The organism is Lentzea sp. NPDC054927 (assembly GCF_053610285.1).
On record NZ_JBSGXZ010000007.1, the window covers coordinates 202,240 to 219,651 of the forward strand.

Consider the following 17,412-nt stretch of genomic DNA (forward strand, 5'->3'; position numbering starts at 1 on the left):
GGTGGTGCCGGAGAACACCGGCACCACCCCTGAAGTCGAACGGTGTGCGGACTTACTGCTGCGGTCCGCCGAAGCCACCGGGCGGCGTGCCCGGCGAGCCGAACTGGCCGGGCTGCGGCATGAAGCTGGTCTGCTGCGGCGGCTGACCCGGCTGACCCGGCTGCGCGGGCTGCTGCGGCTGCTGACCGAACTGCTGCTGACCGAACCCCGGCTGCTGCGGAGCCTGCTGCTGTTGCTGGGGCGCGCCGTGCTGGCCGGGCTGCTGGTGCTGGCCCTGCTGCGGGAACGCGCCGGACTGCGGGTTCCAGCCACCGGGCTGACCCTGCGGGTGACCCGCGTAGGGGTTCGCCGGCTTCGGCTCGAACTTCACGATGCCCTCGGCGAGCAGGAAGGCGAGCACGACCGCCGCCGTCTCCAGCAGCGCGACGATGAGCAGCACGATGTCGAGGCCCTGCACGGACGGCGACTTGATGATGCCCTGCAGCTGGAGCAACGTCTGCACGGCGGCCAGGATCGCGGCGACCGGGACGAAGCCCTTCGGGATGTTCGGCAGCACGGAAAGGCCGGCGAGCAGACCCGCGGCGAGCAGGTAGGTCACGTTGCCGCTGACGTCGTCGGCGAACGCCACGAGGTAGGCGACGAAGCCGAGACCCGCCGCGACCAGCGGGAGGATGAGTCCCAGGTTGATGTTGTTGGCGCCGGGAGCGCCAGGGGCCTGAGGTGCCTGGTGCTGTGCCGGACCCGGCGGCTGCTGTTGGGGTGCGCCGTAAGGCACGGACATGTCTAGGTCTCCTCCAACCGAGTGATTCTCAAAACGCTAGCCGACTCGTTCGCTCAGACGATGACCGGATCATGCCGGTTCCGCCATCCGAGAAAGGGCCGACCCCGAAACTACTCCGCTCCAGAACGCACGCGGGGACCTTTCGTACTCTCGGAAGGTACGAAAGGTCCCCGCGTGCGGTTCAGGCTTAAAGAGCCTTCATGATCTCGCGCATCAGGTCGGCCGTCTCGGACGGCGTCTTGCCGACCTTGACGCCGGCGGCCTCGAGGGCCTCCTTCTTCGCCTGCGCGGTGCCCGCCGAGCCCGAGACGATGGCGCCGGCGTGGCCCATGGTCTTGCCCTCGGGAGCGGTGAAGCCCGCGACGTAGCCGACGACCGGCTTGGTCACGTTCTCCTTGATGTACGCGGCGGCGCGCTCCTCGGCGTCGCCGCCGATCTCACCGATCATCACGATCGCGACGGTCTCGTCGTCGGCCTGGAAGGCCTCGAGGGCGTCGATGTGCGTGGTGCCGATGATCGGGTCGCCACCGATGCCGATCGCGGTGGAGAAACCGAAGTCCCGCAGCTCGTGCATCATCTGGTAGGTCAGGGTGCCGGACTTCGACACCAGACCGATCTTGCCGCTGCCCGCGATGTTCGCGGGGATGATGCCGGCGTTCGACTTGCCGGGGCTGATGATGCCGGGGCAGTTCGGGCCGATGATGCGGGTCTTGTTGCCGGTCGCGACGGCGTGCGCCCAGAAGTAGGCGGTGTCGTGCACCGGGATGCCCTCGGTGATGACGACGGCCAGCTCGATCTCGGCGTCGATCGCCTCGAGCACGGCGGCCTTGGAGAAGGCCGGCGGCACGAAGATCACGGTCACGTTCGCGCCGGTGGCCTCCATGGCCTCCTTGACGGTGCCGAAGACCGGGAGGACGGTGCCGTCGAAGTCGACCTTCTCGCCCGCCTTGCGCGGGTTCACGCCACCGACGATGTTCGTGCCGGACGCGAGCATGCGCTTGGTGTGCTTGGTGCCCTCGGCACCGGTCATGCCCTGGACGATGACCTTGCTGTTCTCGTTGAGGAAGATAGCCATCGTTCAGACCCCCGCAGCCGCGAGCTCGGCGGCCTTGGCGGCCGCGTTGTCCATCGTGTCGACAACGGTCACCAGCGGGTGGTTGGCCTCGGCGAGAATCGCGCGGCCCTCCTCCACGTTGTTGCCGTCGAGGCGGACGACGAGCGGCTTGGTGGCCGAGTCGCCGAGGATCTCCAGCGCCTTCACGATGCCGTTGGCGACCGCGTCACACGCGGTGATGCCACCGAAGACGTTGACGAACACCGAACGCACGGCCTCGTCGCCGAGGATCACGTCCAGACCGTTCGCCATGACCTCGGCGGACGCGCCGCCACCGATGTCGAGGAAGTTCGCGGGCTTCACGCCGTACTGCTCACCGGCGTACGCCACGACGTCCAGAGTGGACATCACGAGACCGGCGCCGTTGCCGATGATGCCGACCTCGCCGTCGAGCTTGACGTAGTTGAGGCCCTTCTCCTTGGCCTTCGCCTCGAGAGGGTTCTCCGCGGCCTTGTCGACCAGCTCCGCGTGGGCGGGGTGGCGGAAGTCCGCGTTCTCGTCCAGCGTGACCTTGCCGTCGAGGGCGACGATCTTGCCCTGCGGGTCGCGGACCAGCGGGTTGACCTCGACCAGCGTGGCGTCCTCGGAGACGAAGGTCTCCCAGAGCTTCACGATGGTGTCGACGACCTGGTCCTTGACCTCGGCCGGGAAGTTCGCCGCGTCGGCGATCTCCGTGGCCTTGGCCACGTCGACGCCCTTGATGGCGTCGATGGCGATCTTCGCGAGGGCCTCGGGCTTGGTCGCGGCGACCTCCTCGATGTCCATGCCGCCCTCAACACTCGCCATGGCGAGGAAGGTGCGGTTGGCACGGTCGAGCAGGAAGGAGAAGTAGTACTCCTCCGCGATGTCGGAGGCGGGCGTCACCAGAACGCGGTGAACGATGTGCCCCTTGATGTCCAGGCCGAGGATGGCCTTGGCCTTCTCCTCGGTCTCCTCGGCGGTGGAAGCGAGCTTCACACCACCGGCCTTGCCGCGGCCGCCGGTCTTGACCTGGGCCTTGACGACAACGGCCTGGCCGAACTTCGCGGCGATGGCCTTGGCGTCTTCGGGGTTGGTAGCCACATCGCCCGGCAGTACCGGGACGCCGTGGGCGGCGAAGAGGTCCTTCGCCTGGTACTCGTACAGGTCCACTCGGGTCTCCTGCGACGTCGGTGTCGGAACACCGCGCCTGGGTGGTCCTCAAGGGGCCAAGCGAACCCACTTGACGCGGCTGGGCCCAGACACTATCGAGCTGCAGCTACTGCTCGCACGCCACACCTGGTGAGGTCGGTCTCAACGGCGGTGAGGTCGATCACGCGTGCGCGCGCGTATAGAGGAGAACACATGTGAAGTAACACTTTCACCGCGTTTCACCGCGTTGCCCGAGCTCCCATCAATCCGGCCGCGACCAACAACGCCGCACATGCCGCCAGCGCGAGCCACGTGCCCGGCGCGGCCACGGCGCCCTCCACCTTGGCTCCCGTCAGCGGCAGCTCCAGCGCGCGCACACCGAGCAACAACACAGCGCCCGCGAGGATCCCGGCACCACGGGCGGGGCGCGAGCGGAGAGCGACCACCAGGCCGATGATCAGGACGAGAAGAGAACTGAGCAACGCCCACGAGACGGCGGGATCGGCGTCCGGCAGCAACGTCGGCGCTGTGTAGTTGTCACCGCGCACGGTCGGCAACGCGAAGGCGCCCGCCGTGAAGAGCCCGGCCAGCAGCACCGCGCCCAGTTCGGCCATCGGCAGCTCCTGCTTCCTGCCGACGTCGGTGTTCTCCCGCTCGACCGCACCGGCGAGTCCCGCGCAGGTCAGCGCGAGCAGGCCGAGGGGGAACTCGACGATCATCAGCCAGAACCCGGCACCCGGCTGCGCGATGCCGGCCTGGCTGGCGGCCAGCACCGGCTGGGTCGCACCGGCCGCGGCGAGCTGCATCGCGAGGTAGCCGAACAGCAGGGCGGGACGCACGGCCGTGGCGATGGACGGCACGAGCAACGCGAGCCCGAGCAGGCCGAACGCGATCCCGGCCGGCCAGAGGAGGTTCGCCGACGCCAGCTCGGGCGCCTGGCCGCCGGTGGTGAGGACGAGCTGCGGAACGGCCGCGCCGACGAGCATGAAGACGGCGGCGAACACGCTGAGAAGACCTGCCGCCACGTGCATGCGGCGAATCGACGGCAACGCGAGGTCGTACGTCTCGTCCCGCTTGCCCAGCAGCAGCCGCACCAACCGGGCCTGCAGGGGCAAGGTGGGCAACGCGAGCGCGGCGAGCAACGCGAGGACCGGGCCCGCGGTGATGGTCAGCCCGGACACCACGGTGCCCGCCACCAGCGGCGGCAGCACCACGGCGAGCAGAGCGAGCGACACACCGAGAACCCCGCCCTGGCGGGTGTCCGGGTCGGGCGAGCTGGCCGCGAGCGCGGTGGCGAGCGGCGCGGCGAGTGCGACCAGCAGACCACCGGTCAGGCCGATCACCGGCAGGTCCCACGGACCGCGGTCGAGCTGGAACGGGTCCGCCGAGGTGAACGGCTTGCCCAGCAGCCCGATCGTCGCCCAGGCGGCGATGATCACGTGCAGGGCGACCAGGCCGGGAGGCTCCGACGCGTCCGCGGGCATGCCGGCGCGACCGGCGGCGAGCAGCCCGCCCGCGATCACCAGCACGTGCCCGGCGAGCAGCAGCCACACGCCCGCCGACGGGGTGACCGCGATCAACGTGGCCGGCCGGAACAGCTCAGGCCGCGCCACCGCCATCGCGTTGACCACGATCTGGAAGTCGCTGAGCAGGCGGCCGAAGGCGAAGACACCGATCGCGGCGAGCAGTCCCGCCGCGACGAACGGCCTGCCGCGCATCAGCAGCACACCGGCGACGGCCGGCGGCAACAGCGCGAGCAGGGCGAGCAACGGCCACGACGTGAAGGCGGGTTCCGCCCCGTCGACGACGCCGAGCAGCGGGCCTACCGCTAGAAGGAGGGAGCCTGCGGCGGCGAGCGCCCACGAGGTGCGCAGCCGGGCGGCGGCCGGGGTCTGGTTCTCGAGCTCGGTTCGAGTCATCGCGGGCGAACCTAGCAAGTGCGACGTGAGGTTCTGTTTCACCGTTACTTCCGGTCGCGCGGCGATGGGCGGGGACCTAGTGAGACGAAATTCGTTCGCATGTGGAAAACATCCGCCGGGTACTCCTAGCCGGTGACTTCATCACTTACCGTCGCTCATATGAGCGACGACGGCCGGTCGTGGATGACGCGTCTGACTGACGCCGTCCTCGATCGTGCCGGTTGGGGAGTGCACACCGCGCGCGACGTCGCCGAAGAGGTCAAGGTCGCGTTGCGCTCCATGGCCACGCCCGGCGGGATGCGCGGTGTCGCGATGGAAGCGGCCTGGTTGACGGCGCACGCGGTGCTTTACCCGTGGGGCGCGATCACCGAACAGCTGCGTCAGGACGGCCAGTTCCGGCACTACCGCACCGACGGCCTGCCACCCCGCCAGCGCGGCCTGATGGTTTCGGCGATGGACGCGGCGGGCACCCCGATCGTGTTGGTGCATGGCATCGGGGACAACCGCTCCGCCTTCGCGGTGCTGTCGGGGGCGCTGCGAAGGCGGGGCTTCGGGGTGGTGCACGCCATCAACTACAGCGTGCTGACGGCGTTGACCGGTGACGTCCGCCGCTCGGCCGCCCTGCTCGGTGCCCACATCGAGCGGATCTGCGAGCAGACCGGTGCGGATCAGGTGCATGTCGTCGGCCATTCGCTCGGCGGTCTCATCGCCAGGTATTACGTACAGCGGCTGCACGGCGACTCACGCGTTCGCACACTCGTAACACTGGGAACGCCACATCGCGGCACGCTCGCCGCCTATCTGCTGCCGACTCCGCTCACCAAGCAGCTGCGCCCGGGGTCCGAGCTCCTCGAGGAGCTCGCCGAGCCCTGTCGGCCGTGCCAGACGCGGTTCGTCGTCGTGTGGTCGGAGATGGATCAGGTCATCGTGCCGCAGCGCAACGCCCGACTGGAGCACTCGTCGTTGCTCGTCGAAGAACACCAGATACGTGATTCAGGTCACCTTTCTTTGCCGGTTGACACGAGGACTCTTCACGTAGTTGTGACTGCCATCACCCGATCGGATGACTCTTTGGGTCACCCCATCGCCCCTGGCGGCGAGGCGTGTCGGCCGCCCGAAGTGACCGACGGTCACAGTTGACAGTTGAAACCTCCTGGTTGCCGCCCGTTAGGACGACATAACGAACTGGGGTTTGCCCTCCGAGCCTTCCCGCCGTTACTGTCCCCCGGTCCGTTGTCACGGTCTGATCACAGAAGGACACCGAGTCAGAACCCCGAAATCTGACTCACCGGGAATCCCCCGCCCGGCAGTCCACCCGGTCAGGCTCCCCGAAGGCGGAAGGGCAAGCTTTGAGTCACCACCGCTCCCCCGGCGGCCATGAACGCAGTGCTGCGCTTGAAGAGGCAGTCGACCGCGCCTCCGTGCGCACCGTCAGCTCCCACCGGCTCCCCCCGCCCCCGTCGGCGCTTCGCGGACGCATCGTCGTCGCCGCCGTCGCAGTCGGTGCTTTTGCCGCCGCAGGCGCAGGTCAGACCCTGCAGGCCGCGTCGGACGACAGCAACGACGTCAAGCTCACGAACCACTCCGGTGGCGCCGCCACGTTCGACGGCGTGGGTGGCGACACCGCCTCCGCACCGCAGATCCTCGCGGTCTCCAAGACCACCGCGGAAGGCTCCACCGAGGCCGCCAAGCTCCTGCGCAGCCAGCAGCTCTCCACCCAGCGCGACGCTGTCGAGGCCGAGAAGAAGCGCCCCAAGTTCGTCCGCCCCGCTGCCGGTGACTTCACCTCCGGGTACGGCGGCCGCTGGGGCACCATGCACCTCGGTATCGACATCGCCGGCCCGATCGGTACGCCGATCCTGTCCGCAGCCGACGGCAAGGTGATCGAGGCCGGTCCCGCTTCCGGTTTCGGCCTCTGGGTTCGCGTCGAGCACGCGGACGGGACCATCACCGTCTACGGCCACGTCGACACGTTCAACGTCCGCGAAGGCCAGGTCGTCAAGGCCGGCGAGCAGATCGCCCGCATGGGCAACCGCGGCTTCTCCACCGGTCCGCACCTGCACTTCGAGGTGTGGAACCCCGGCGGCCAGAAGATCAACCCGCTTACCTGGTTGAACGCTCGCGGTGTGACCGTCTGATTCGGTTTTTGTTGAACTACGGCTCAGTAGCTTTCTCGCGGGCTCGTTGCGTCTAACCCACCTCCGGGTGTGGGGAGACCCTGTCGGGCGCCTCAGGGGCCTCACAAGCCTCTAACGGCACTTGTGTCGCGGGTATTCCGCGCTCAAGCCGGACTCATGCCGCGTTCGTGGCGGATGAAGTAGTGAGCGGCTACTCGCCAGACTGAGCACATGTGGCGGCGCCAGCGTGGGCCACAGGCTTTGCAGGCCCCGCTCTCGGTTGGCTCGTGGAGGCCGAGGAGGGTGCGCCAGGCTTCGGCCAGTCTTGCCGTCTCTGGAGCGGCGGCTGGGGATTCCAGCTGGTTGAGGATTGCGAACACGCGTTCGTGCAGCAGCTGGGCGAAGACGTGATCCATCTCGAGCTCTCCCGCCGGGTTGAGGACCTCATGCGGTTGATGATGCTCGGTGGGTCTGACAATTTTTGAGCGATCGCGGCTGACCTGGGCCGATCAGGGTCCGGACTAGGGACGATCGAGGCCTGGGCAGGGACAATCAGGGCGTTTTAGCGCGGCCGGACTGCTCTCCCGTTCAGTCCGGCCGCACCTTCGCCGCGAAGTTCTGGCCCCCGCCTTCCCTTCGCTCCCCTTCGTCTGCAGGCTGCTCCCCTGTGCCTTGGACCGCCCCGAACGTTCCGCTGGCTGTGCTGCTTGCGACACCCACATAGACGTACGTACTGGCGGGTCGTTGCGCTGGTTTTGGGAAGTTTTTTGAGGATTTTTCGGGGAGGGCGAAGTTGCTGGTCAGAGGGGGGCGGGTGAGGGTGGGGTGTCCGGTTCGTGTCGGGACGGACCGGTTCCGTAAGTCGTCCCCCGGTTGCGTTGGCGGCTTGCGTGTGCGGGGGTCCGGGTCCGTTGGGTGGTTGCGTTGGGGTGGGAGCGTTCCGGTTTCAGGATTTCGGGGCTCCGCCCCGGACCCCGCCAATCTGATCAAGGACCTGTCCCACGCCGTCAGCGGGTTGATGGCACGCCTGTTGCGTTGGGCGGCGGCGCGTTGCGTAGGCGTGGGGATCGGGTGGGGTGGTCCCGTCACAAGCCGTACCAGGAGCTGGCCACACGAGGTCAGGGGTGTCAACTCGACGAAAAGCGTGCCGAGTTGACACCCCTGACCTCGTGCAGCAAGAGCTGTGGCACGACTCGTGACGGGACAACCCCACCGGAACCCCACGAGAAAAGCCAAGGACACCTCGGCTTCGCCATCGGGTCGCCTCGCCTGCGGCATCGGCTTGGGCTCGCCTCCGGCCTCGCAGGAGTGTCAGACCTGCTGAGTACGTTGGGTCGCGGGGGATCCTGTGGCGAAGGGGACGCCTGCGTCAGCGTGCCTGAGGGTCAGATCTTGGTCATGGGGACGCTGCCGATCAGCATCAGGCGGACTGTGCCGGAGCCGCCGAAGTCGATCGTTGCTGTTGCCCGGAGGCCTGCGCCGTCTACGGCTACTACGCGGCCCAGGCCGTACTTGTCGTGGGTTACTCGGTCGCCCACTTCCAGCTTCATGGCTGGGGCGTCTTTCCAGCCCGCTTTGCCTGGGGCTGGGCGGGAGAGGCCTCGGGAGGCTATGCCGCTGCCTGAGTTGGCGGAGCGGCCCCAGGTGGTGGCGGCGGCCGGGGCGGAGCGGGAGGGTTCTACTCGGCGCCAGTCCAGGAGGTCTGGGGGGATTTCGCCCAGGAAGCGGGAGGCCGGGTTGGCTGAGGGCTGGCCCCAGGCTGAGCGGACCAGGGCCCTGGAGAGGTAGAGGCGGCGTTGGGCCCTGGTGATGCCCACGTAGGCGAGGCGGCGTTCTTCTGCCAGTTCGGCTGGGTCGCCCAGTGCTCGCATGTGGGGGAAGACGCCGTCTTCCCAGCCTGTGCTGAAGACGACCGGGTATTCCAGGCCCTTGGCCGTGTGGATGGTCATGAGGGTGACCACGCCGTCGGACTCGGCGTCGGGGATGGAGTCGGCGTCGGCCACCAGGGAGACGCGTTCCAGGAAGGCTGGGAGGGACGGGACCGGGTCGGCGCCTTCTGGGAGTTCCAGTTCGGTGAACTCGCGGGCGACGGTCACCAGTTCGTTGAGGTTTTCGATCCTGGTGTGGTCCTGAGGGTCTTCGCTGGCTTCCAGTTCGGAGCGGTAGCCGGTTTTTTCCAGGACGGCTTCGAGGATGTCGGCCACGTCGTCTTCGCGCTCCACCATTTCGCCCAGCTGGTCCATCATTTCGACGAAACCGGCGATTGCGTTGCGGGAGCGCGGGTTCAGCATGGGGACGCGGTCGTGCACGGCTTCGCGGAGGGCTGAGGCGAAGCTGATTCGTTCGCGTTCGGCGTAGGCGGAGACGCAGGCTTCTGCTCGGTCGCCGATTCCTCGTTTGGGGACGTTGAGGATTCGGCGGAGAGAGACGGTGTCTTCCGGGTTGGCCAGTGTGCGCAGGTAGGCGAGGGCGTCGCGGACTTCCCTGCGCTCGTAGAAGCGGACGCCGCCGACCACGCGGTACGGGAGGCCGAGGCGGATGAAGATTTCTTCGAAGACGCGCGACTGGTTGTTGGTGCGGTAGAAGACGGCGATCTCGGAGTTGTTGACCTCGCCGCCGTCCACCAGGCGGTCGATTTCGTTCGCCACGAAGGCGGCTTCGTCGTGTTCGTTGTCGGCCACGTAGCCGACGATCTTCTCGCCTTCGCCGAGGTCGCTCCAGAGCGTTTTGTCGCGGCGGTTCGGGTTGCGGGAGATCACCGCGTTGGCGGCGGTGAGGATGTTTTGGGTGGAGCGGTAGTTCTGCTCCAGCAGGATCGTGGTGGCGTCGGGGTAGTCGCGCTCGAATTCCACGATGTTGCGGATGGTGGCGCCGCGGAAGGCGTAGATGGACTGGTCGGCGTCGCCCACCACGCACAGTTCTGCCGGGGGGAGTTCGCCTCCGGCCTTGCCCACCAGTTCGCGCACGAGGGTGTATTGCGCGTGGTTGGTGTCCTGGTACTCGTCGACCAGGACGTGGCGGAAGCGGCGGCGGTAGTGCTCGGCCACGTCCGGGAAGGTCTGGAGGAGTTCGACGGTCTTCATGATGAGGTCGTCGAAGTCCAGCGAGTTGGACTCGCGCAGGCGCCGTTGGTAGACGGTGTAGACCTCGGCCACCCGGCGTTCCAGGTCGTTCGTGGCCTGGGCGGTGGCGGTCTCGGGGTCGATGAGCTCGTTCTTGAGGTTCGAGATGTGCACGGCGAGGGTGCGGGCCGCGTACTTCTTCGGGTCGAGATCGAGGTCGCGTGCCACCAGCGTGACGAGGCGGCGGGTGTCGTCGCTGTCGTAGATCGAGAAGTTCGACGACATGCCGAGGGTCTTGGCGTCGCGGCGCATCACGCGGACGCACATGGAGTGGAACGTCGACACCCACATGGAACGGGCGCGGGCGCCCACCATGTCGGCCACGCGCTCCTTCATCTCCGCGGCTGCCTTGTTCGTGAACGTGATGGCCATGATCTGGCCTGGGTGCACGTCACGTGCCGCGAGCAGGTACGCGATCCGCCTGGTGAGGACGCGCGTCTTGCCGGAGCCGGCGCCGGCCACCACGAGCAGCGGTGAACCGGCGTGCTCGACGGCACGGCGCTGCGCGGGGTTCAGGTCGTCGAGCAGGTGGCCCGCGCGGGAAACGGGGGGACTTGAGGGCAAGTCGAACAAGGCGCTCATCGTTCATCCACGGTACCGGGCGGCACCGACAAAATCGGAGCCACCCGACCATGTGTTCGACGGACGTGTTCGAACGGGGTGTCCTGAACAGGACGTCTCACCTGGTGAGCCTGCTCGCCGCGCGGACTTGGCGAGTGGCGGCGGTTCTGTGCAACACTGACTTCGTGCGCGCGACCTTCTTCGAGTTTTTCTACGGGATCCGGACTCCGGCTCCCGTGGTCGCATAGCGCTGAAAAGCCACCACGAAGCCCCGGAGTCCTCGGACGCCGGGGCTTCGTTGCTTCCGGGCCAAGGACTCGAAGAGTCGAGAGGTCGTCAAAACGATGGACACCACCACTGAGCCGGACATCAACGAGCTGCGCGAGGAGATCGACCACCTCGACGCCGAGATACTGCGCCTCGTGCAACGACGCGTCGAGGTATCCAAGATCATCGGCGCGGCCCGGATGGCGGCCGGCGGCACGAAGATCGTGCACAACCGCGAGATCGACGTGCTCAACCGCTACAAGCCGCTGGGCACCGAGGGCAAGGACCTCGCGATGATCCTGCTCAAGATGGGCCGCGGCCCGCTCGGCAGGTAGCCCGCAAGCCCAGGCCCGGCGTCACAGCACGCCGGGCCAAAAAGGCTTCAGCGCAGCCAGAACGCGCTCGAAGTCCGCGTCCACGAGCTGGGTGTCGTCCGGCACGTAGGCCAGCGGGTCCTCGAGCAACGGCTCCGGCAGCCGCAGCAGCCCCTCCACCAGCGCGTGCAGGCACAGCGCTGAGTACCCGCGCAGGTAGCCGCCCTCCTGGGTGAGCACCACGCGCGGTCCGAACGACGCCACCCGCCGGCCGATCTCGCGGTAGCCGGCCGCGGTGAGGTTGTGCCGTCCGTTGGGGTCGAACGCCGATCCGTCGAACCCGGACGCGCACACCAGCAGGTCCGGCGCGAACTCACGCAGCAGTGGGAACGCGATCTCGTCGAGCGCGCGCAGGTACGCCGTGTCGCCCGCACCCAGCGACAGCTCGATGTTCACGTTCCGCCCGTTGGCCCCCACCTCCGAGGGTGCGCCCGTCTGCGGGTGATTCGCGCCCCACGAGCCGTGCCGCATGTGCACCGAGATGGTCAGCACGTCTGGCCGGTCGTAGAACACCTCCTGCGTGCCGTTGCCGTGGTGCACGTCCCAGTCCAGCACGGCGACCCGCATCCTTTGGCGCCGCGCGGTTTCCGCCACCAGCGCCGCGTTGTTCACGAAGCAGTAGCCGTCCGCCACGTCGGGCTGTGCGTGGTGGCCGGGCGGCCGCACGAGCGCGTACGCCAGTGGTGCACCGGATTCCAGCGCTGCCAACGAAGTCCCCGCCGCCGCGCTCGCCGCACGCCACGTTTCCGGCCCCACGACCGTGTTCACGTCCAGCGCCACACGCGTCGACACACGCAACGAGTCCAAGTACCCGGCCGTGTGCACGCGCAGAAGCTCGTCAACGGACGCGTGCCGTCCTTCGTGCCACTTCAAGTGGCCGGCCACCGGGCCGTGCGTCAACGCGTGCCGGAACGTGCGCAGCCGCGCGGCGCTCTCCGGGTGCGGCTCGGCGACGTCCAGCCACGGCCAGGAGCCCGGCAGCTCCCACAGGCCCTCACCGGCGTCGTGCTCGAGGCAGTCGTCGTGCCAGAACATGTCCACCCGAATCGGATATCAGGGCGATCACGGATGGTCCAACGAAAAAATCTGGAGGCACACTGGAGACATGGGCCTCATCGCCGCACTGATCGCCATCGCCGGCCTGCTCGCCGCCTTGGCGCACGACGCATACCTGGGCTTGCTCGGCTCGGCCGCGAACAAGAAGGGTCTCGCCGGCGCACCCGTCTCGCAGTTCGTCCGCAGCCGCTGGAAGATCGCCATCCTGACCACCGCGGGTGCGGCGATCGGTTTGCTGATCACCAACGGCGAGTCGTTGGGCGCCGACGTGGTCGGCGCGCTGATCGCGGGCGGCAGCGGTCTGGCCGCCCTCAACGGCGTGCAGAACACGCGCAAGCAGCTGAACAGCGGTCAAGCACAGCTCCCTCCCCGCTGACCGACCACTCGGACGGGTGAATCACGGCACCCGGCCCCACGTCCTCACCTCAGTCAGGTGGGGTGCGGGGCCGGTGTCGTGAGGCATCCTGCCGAGGAGTTGAAGCGACGGTGAAGGCCGGTGGCCGCCGCGCACCTTTCACACAAACGAGTGCCACTCGTCCTGAACACCCCCTTTTGGTTGCTTCGGCACCTCCGTACGGCCCTACGCTGATTGCGTCGCAGAGGGGTGTCGGGATGGAAGAACAGCCGGGCAAACATCGCCTCGACGGCGGTGCCGCGCCAGAGCAGCCGCGCCCCGTCGTCGGTGGTGACCGCATCCCGCTGCCCCGCCGCCGCCCGGTCGACCCGCTGCAGGACACCGACGGGCTGCGCAAGTTCAACATCGGTCTGGTGCCCGCCTCGGTCACGCCGCCGCGCACCTGGAAGCGCGCCGCCTGGTTCGCCGTCGTCTCGTCGGTGCTCGTGCTGGTCGCGCTGAGCGTCGCCGCGGCCAAGCTGGTCGGCGGTGGCGGTGCCGTCGAGACGGTCGGCCTGCCCGGCTACCCGTCCGACGTGCCGATCATCTCCGCGCTGCCCACCGGCGGCACGAGTCCGTCGGCCACCGGCACCAAGCCCTCGGCCGCGAACACCGGCAGGGGCGCTCCGGTGCCCGGCACCAGCGCCACACCGGGCACGAGCGGTCAGGCCTCCGCCACGAGCGCCAAGCCGTCCGGGACCGCGCCGCCCGTCATCACGACGGTGCCGGTCACCCAGGCTCCGGTCGTCGACGGCTCCAAGATCGCCCAGCAGACCGAGCACTTCTACAAGGCCATGGCCACGAACGCGGACACCGCGCTCGCCATGACCACGGACACCGTGCGTTCGAACGCCGACGCGTTGCTGGAGGGCCGGGTCGCCGACATCTCGCTGATCGAGGTGAAGGAGATCGTGGTCGACCCGAGCAAGGGCCTCACCGTCAGCCTGTTGCAGGTGACGAAGAAGGACGGCTCGGTCAGCACGGAGAAGCGCGAGCTCAGCTTCACGGTCGGCGACCTGCCGCTCATCAACGGTGAACGGTTGAAGCTCGGCGGCTGAAGTGGCTAAAGGTCACGGCGCGAGTTACCGACCGTAGTAAGTAGCACCTTCGAGCGAATCCAGAGCACCGCTGAACGCCACGGACGGATGAAGTCCGTCAAGAAACTGGCGTTGTCGCGCGAGGCCACGGTACGTCTTCTGGTGACCACGGACAGTACGGAGGGCGAGACCAGTGCAGCGTCCCGCGACGACCGGCCGGAGACACACCCGCGCCGGCTCGATCAGCGTGGCTGAGCTGATCAAGCAGCAGCCGGTCCCGATCCGCATCCTGTCGAACGAGGAAGCCGCCACCGACGCCCTCGTCACGTCACTGCTCGGTCCGACCGAGAACATGACCGCCACGACCGCGGTGATCCCGGTCGTCCCCGGCCGCCGCCGTCGCACCAGGACGAACCGCGCCGCCAAGGTCGCGGGCCTGCTGACCGGCGCGGTCATCCTGGTCTCGTCCGTCGCGGGCGCGGCGGTCCTGGCGGGCAAGCGCCCGGCGAACACCGGCGTTCCTGCCTCCGCACGGCCCATCGCGCTGTCCGGCGCGAGCGCGCTGCGCCCGGACGTCCTCGCGGCCCAACTGCCGAACGAGAACCCGCCGCCCCTGCAGACCACCGCCGACATCCCTCAGCCGCAGCCGTCCGCGCTGCTGCTGGAGGCGCCCGAACCGACCACTCCTGAGGTCTCGGTCGGCCCGCAGCCGCAGATGGACGTGGTGAAGCGGTTCTACGAGCTGCTCACGACCAAGCCGAACGCGGCAGCCAAACTGCTCTCGCCCGACCTGGTCGGCGCGAACCCCAAGGAGTTCGTCAGGTCCTGGGGCATGATCAAGACGCTCAACGTCGACCAGACGTCGCTGCGGCCGGACGGATCAGTGCTCGCGGTGGTGTCGATGCAGGAGCAGAACGGCAGCTGGCTGCGTATCGAACAGCTCTTCTGGCTCACCGACACGACCCAGCCGCGGATCATCGGCACCGAGGTCCTTTCGGCGCAACGGAGTTAGGCCGCGCCCAACTGGGATCGCCGTTCGCAGTCGAACGGTGACCGCTCGTCGCGAAAACCTAGTTCCGGGCGTGAAAATTCCCCCGAAGGGGTTACATCTCGGGTCACGATTCGGTATCCATGTTCCCGCCAGTGCGCACACGCGAACTTGGAAGGGTGAACGAGCGGTGTCGATTGAGGACCATCGTCGGCGGTTGAACGGATCGGCCGAGTCGACCGGCCAGTTGTCCGTCGCCGAGCTGATCGCCCGCCGCGAGGCGGAAACCGTGGAGATCCCGGTGATCACCGACGACATCACCCCCGAGGCGTTCGAGCCGACGATCAAGTTCAAGTCGGTGAAGGCACCAGGCAGCAAGCCGAAGAAGCAGCCCATGAAGGAGCTGCACATCACCGAGCTGCTGCGCCGTGAAGGCCGCGCCGACGACACGCAGAGCGGCGGGTTCACCGTCGGCAAGCTGGCCGTCGCCGCCAGCGGTGGCGTGATCCTGTGCGGTTCGGTGGCCTTCGCCGCCTCCTCGTGGCTGTCCTCGCCGGACGAGCGTCCCCTCGCCGAGGTGCGGTTCGACGAGCGTGCGCAGGCCCGTGGCGCGAGCGCCGGCACCGAAGGCGTCGTGAAACTGCCGTCGAACAAGACGCAGCAGTCCGACGCGACCGAGACGCAGCAGGCCGAGACGAAGGCGGCGGACCCGACGACTCGGGTCGCCCCGTACGTCCAGACCCAGCAGCAGCGTCCGACGCAGCAGACGCAGACCCAGCAGCCGACGCAGCAGCCGACCCAGACGCAGCAACCGACGACGACGCCTCCGTCCACGTCGACCGACACCACCACGCCGAGCACGCCGCCGTCGAGCGAGACGCCGCCGCCGCCGAGCTCGACCGCGACCCCGCCGAGCAGCAGCACCCCGCCCGCCTCGAACCCGCTGCCCACGCCGTCCAACCCGGTCGACGTGAGCATCGACCTCGGACTCCTCGACCCGGTGCTCAACACCGTGGGCGACACCGTCGGCGGCTTCGACTTCTTCGCCCCGGTGAACTGACGAACGACGGGTAGCTCAACGGCGGCCTCCGACAGGTACCCTGTGCGGGCATTCCGGACGGACCGCTGACTACCGCACGAGGAGCACGAGCGTGGGACCTGCTGCCGCAGCCGCAGTCTCCCCATCGCCGCGCGACCGGGGATCGCTGTCGCGCAACGTCGAGGTGGACTTGTGACGGCGTCCGACACCTCTGACGGCCGCCTGATCGCCGATCGCTACCGCTTCCTCGACCGCATCGGCTCCGGCGCGATGGGCATCGTCTGGCGTGCCCACGACGAACGCCTCGGCCGTGAGGTCGCCATCAAGCAGTTGCTGCTGGCACCCGGCCTGGACGAGGCCGAGCAGGACGAGGCCATCCAGCGCGCCATGCGCGAGGGCCGGATCGCCGCCAAGCTGCACCACCCCAACGCCATCGCCGTGTACGACGTCGTCGAGGAAGACGGCGTCCCGTGCCTGGTCATGGAGTACCTGCCGTCCTACAGCCTCGCGGACGCGCTCGCCGAGGGCGGGCCGATGGACCCGGTCGAGGTCGCCAGCATCGGCACCCAGTGCGCGGCGGCGCTGGCCGCCGCCCACGCGGCGGGGATCGTGCACCGCGACGTGAAGCCCGGCAACGTGCTGATCGCCGAGAACGGCGTCGTCAAGATCACCGACTTCGGCATCTCGCGGGCCTCCGACGACATCACGGTCACCAAGACCGGCCTGATCGCCGGCACGCCCGCGTACCTCGCGCCGGAGATCGCGCGGGGCCAGGACCCGACGCCGGCCTCCGACGTCTACTCGCTCGGTTCGACGCTGTTCGCCGCGATGGAGGGCGAACCGCCCTATGGAGTGAGCGAGAACACTCTCGGTGTTCTGCACGCCGTCGCGGCCGGCCGGATCAACCCGCCGACCGTCGACCACCCGCTCTCCGACACGCTGCTGTACCTGCTGAACTTCGAGCCGGACGACCGGCCGACGATGGCGCAGGCACGCGACATCCTCAATGCGATTGCACACGGTCGTTCGCCGTCGTTCACCGGGCTGCCGATTCCTGTCGGACCCGATCCGACGGCTATCGTCGAGCCGGACCGAACCCGCGTGGTTCGTCCGGTGGCTCGTACTACCGCGCCGCCTCGCACCGCACCGCCGATGGCGCCCGCGGGCAGGCAGCAGGACAACAGGCCGCTGGTGATCGCGGCGGTGGTCCTGGCGTTGTTGCTGGTCATCGGTGGCCTGATGGTCGCGCTCGGGGTCTTCAACAAGGAGAAGGAGAACCCGATCGTGCCGCCGGCGAGTTCTTCTTCGGTGGTGACACCGACGTCGTCGACCCCTGAGGTGACGACTACCACGCCCGAGGCAACGACAACGCGCGAAACGACGTCTAGCACTACGACGACTACAACTACGACCACCACAACGACGACAACTACGACGACCACAACGACAACGACTCCTCCAAAGCCGTCGTCGTCGGTCGTCGTAACCACTACGACGGTGCCACCGCCCGGGCAGTAGGGCTAAGCGTCAATA

Annotated in this window: 14 protein-coding genes and 1 pseudogene; 9 read left to right on the forward strand and 6 right to left on the reverse strand. The window is 68.3% G+C overall.

Translation table 11 applies throughout. The features are described from left to right. Positions 1-52: 52 nt before the first annotated feature. The 4 genes from ACWGE0_RS14245 to ACWGE0_RS14260 form a co-directional block, all read right to left on the reverse strand. Entirely contained in the window at positions 53-781 is a 729-nt protein-coding gene (locus tag ACWGE0_RS14245) for a DUF5336 domain-containing protein (protein ID WP_452261320.1), read from the reverse strand. A 187-nt stretch (positions 782-968) separates the two neighbouring features. Beyond that, complete coding sequence (gene sucD, locus ACWGE0_RS14250) at positions 969-1,856, reverse strand: succinate--CoA ligase subunit alpha (RefSeq protein WP_452261321.1); 888 nt, start codon at positions 1,854-1,856, stop codon at positions 969-971. Between the two features lie 3 nt (positions 1,857-1,859). Beyond that, positions 1,860-3,026, reverse strand: a complete 1,167-nt coding sequence (gene sucC / locus ACWGE0_RS14255; RefSeq protein WP_319967454.1) for an ADP-forming succinate--CoA ligase subunit beta — start codon at positions 3,024-3,026, stop codon at positions 1,860-1,862. Positions 3,027-3,244: 218 nt separating this feature from the next. Beyond that, complete coding sequence (locus ACWGE0_RS14260; RefSeq protein WP_452261322.1) at positions 3,245-4,924, reverse strand: hypothetical protein; 1,680 nt, start codon at positions 4,922-4,924, stop codon at positions 3,245-3,247. 159 nt (positions 4,925-5,083) lie between these two features. On the opposite strand from ACWGE0_RS14260, the gene ACWGE0_RS14265 reads away from it, so the two are divergent. The 3 genes from ACWGE0_RS14265 to ACWGE0_RS14275 all read left to right on the forward strand — a co-directional run bounded on the left by ACWGE0_RS14265 (position 5,084) and on the right by ACWGE0_RS14275 (position 7,526). Then, a complete protein-coding gene (locus tag ACWGE0_RS14265; protein WP_452261323.1) occupies positions 5,084-6,064 on the forward strand; it encodes an esterase/lipase family protein in 981 nt (326 codons plus the stop codon). 281 nt (positions 6,065-6,345) lie between these two features. Next, on the forward strand, positions 6,346-7,062 hold the full coding sequence (locus tag ACWGE0_RS14270; protein ID WP_452261324.1) for a M23 family metallopeptidase: 717 nt from the start codon (positions 6,346-6,348) through the stop codon (positions 7,060-7,062). A gap of 266 nt (positions 7,063-7,328) precedes the next feature. Further along, positions 7,329-7,526, forward strand: coding sequence for a hypothetical protein (locus ACWGE0_RS14275; RefSeq protein ID WP_452261325.1), 198 nt, complete (start codon positions 7,329-7,331; stop codon positions 7,524-7,526). Between the two features lie 900 nt (positions 7,527-8,426). Here the strand turns inward: ACWGE0_RS14275 and pcrA are convergent. Continuing rightward, complete coding sequence (gene pcrA / locus ACWGE0_RS14280) at positions 8,427-10,745, reverse strand: DNA helicase PcrA (protein WP_452261326.1); 2,319 nt, start codon at positions 10,743-10,745, stop codon at positions 8,427-8,429. A gap of 308 nt (positions 10,746-11,053) precedes the next feature. Here pcrA and ACWGE0_RS14285 point away from each other — a divergent pair. Beyond that, positions 11,054-11,326 (forward strand): annotated as a pseudogene (locus tag ACWGE0_RS14285) (chorismate mutase); the annotation flags it as partial. 21 nt (positions 11,327-11,347) lie between these two features. Here the strand turns inward: ACWGE0_RS14285 and ACWGE0_RS14290 are convergent. Further along, entirely contained in the window at positions 11,348-12,400 is a 1,053-nt protein-coding gene (locus ACWGE0_RS14290; protein WP_452261401.1) for a histone deacetylase, read from the reverse strand. Between the two features lie 70 nt (positions 12,401-12,470). Here ACWGE0_RS14290 and ACWGE0_RS14295 point away from each other — a divergent pair, with 70 nt between their 5' ends. The 5 genes from ACWGE0_RS14295 to ACWGE0_RS14315 all read left to right on the forward strand — a co-directional run bounded on the left by ACWGE0_RS14295 (position 12,471) and on the right by ACWGE0_RS14315 (position 17,397). Then, entirely contained in the window at positions 12,471-12,797 is a 327-nt protein-coding gene (locus ACWGE0_RS14295) for a hypothetical protein (protein WP_452261327.1), read from the forward strand. Positions 12,798-13,033: 236 nt separating this feature from the next. Continuing rightward, positions 13,034-13,873 (forward strand): hypothetical protein, encoded by an 840-nt coding sequence (locus ACWGE0_RS14300; protein WP_452261328.1) that lies wholly within the window; start codon positions 13,034-13,036, stop codon positions 13,871-13,873. Positions 13,874-14,099: 226 nt separating this feature from the next. Then, positions 14,100-14,864 (forward strand): hypothetical protein, encoded by a 765-nt coding sequence (locus tag ACWGE0_RS14305; RefSeq protein ID WP_452261329.1) that lies wholly within the window; start codon positions 14,100-14,102, stop codon positions 14,862-14,864. Between the two features lie 193 nt (positions 14,865-15,057). Further along, positions 15,058-15,900, forward strand: a complete 843-nt coding sequence (locus tag ACWGE0_RS14310) for a hypothetical protein (RefSeq protein WP_452261330.1) — start codon at positions 15,058-15,060, stop codon at positions 15,898-15,900. 171 nt (positions 15,901-16,071) lie between these two features. Then, positions 16,072-17,397: a serine/threonine-protein kinase gene (locus tag ACWGE0_RS14315; RefSeq protein WP_452261331.1), complete on the forward strand. Its 1,326-nt coding sequence runs from the start codon at positions 16,072-16,074 to the stop codon at positions 17,395-17,397. Positions 17,398-17,412: the final 15 nt, after the last annotated feature.

Bases quoted from the DNA above. Each gene is read 5' to 3' on its own strand.
- ACWGE0_RS14245 (WP_452261320.1), bottom strand. From the start codon at position 781: ATGTCCGTGCCTTACGGCGCACCCCAACAGCAGCCGCCGGGTCCGGCA.
- sucD (WP_452261321.1), bottom strand. From the start codon at position 1,856: ATGGCTATCTTCCTCAACGAGAACAGCAAGGTCATCGTCCAGGGCATG.
- ACWGE0_RS14260 (WP_452261322.1), bottom strand. From the start codon at position 4,924: ATGACTCGAACCGAGCTCGAGAACCAGACCCCGGCCGCCGCCCGGCTG.
- ACWGE0_RS14265 (WP_452261323.1), top strand. From the start codon at position 5,084: ATGAGCGACGACGGCCGGTCGTGGATGACGCGTCTGACTGACGCCGTC.
- pcrA (WP_452261326.1), bottom strand. From the start codon at position 10,745: ATGAGCGCCTTGTTCGACTTGCCCTCAAGTCCCCCCGTTTCCCGCGCG.
- ACWGE0_RS14290 (WP_452261401.1), bottom strand. From the start codon at position 12,400: ATGTTCTGGCACGACGACTGCCTCGAGCACGACGCCGGTGAGGGCCTG.
- ACWGE0_RS14295 (WP_452261327.1), top strand. From the start codon at position 12,471: ATGGGCCTCATCGCCGCACTGATCGCCATCGCCGGCCTGCTCGCCGCC.
- ACWGE0_RS14300 (WP_452261328.1), top strand. From the start codon at position 13,034: ATGGAAGAACAGCCGGGCAAACATCGCCTCGACGGCGGTGCCGCGCCA.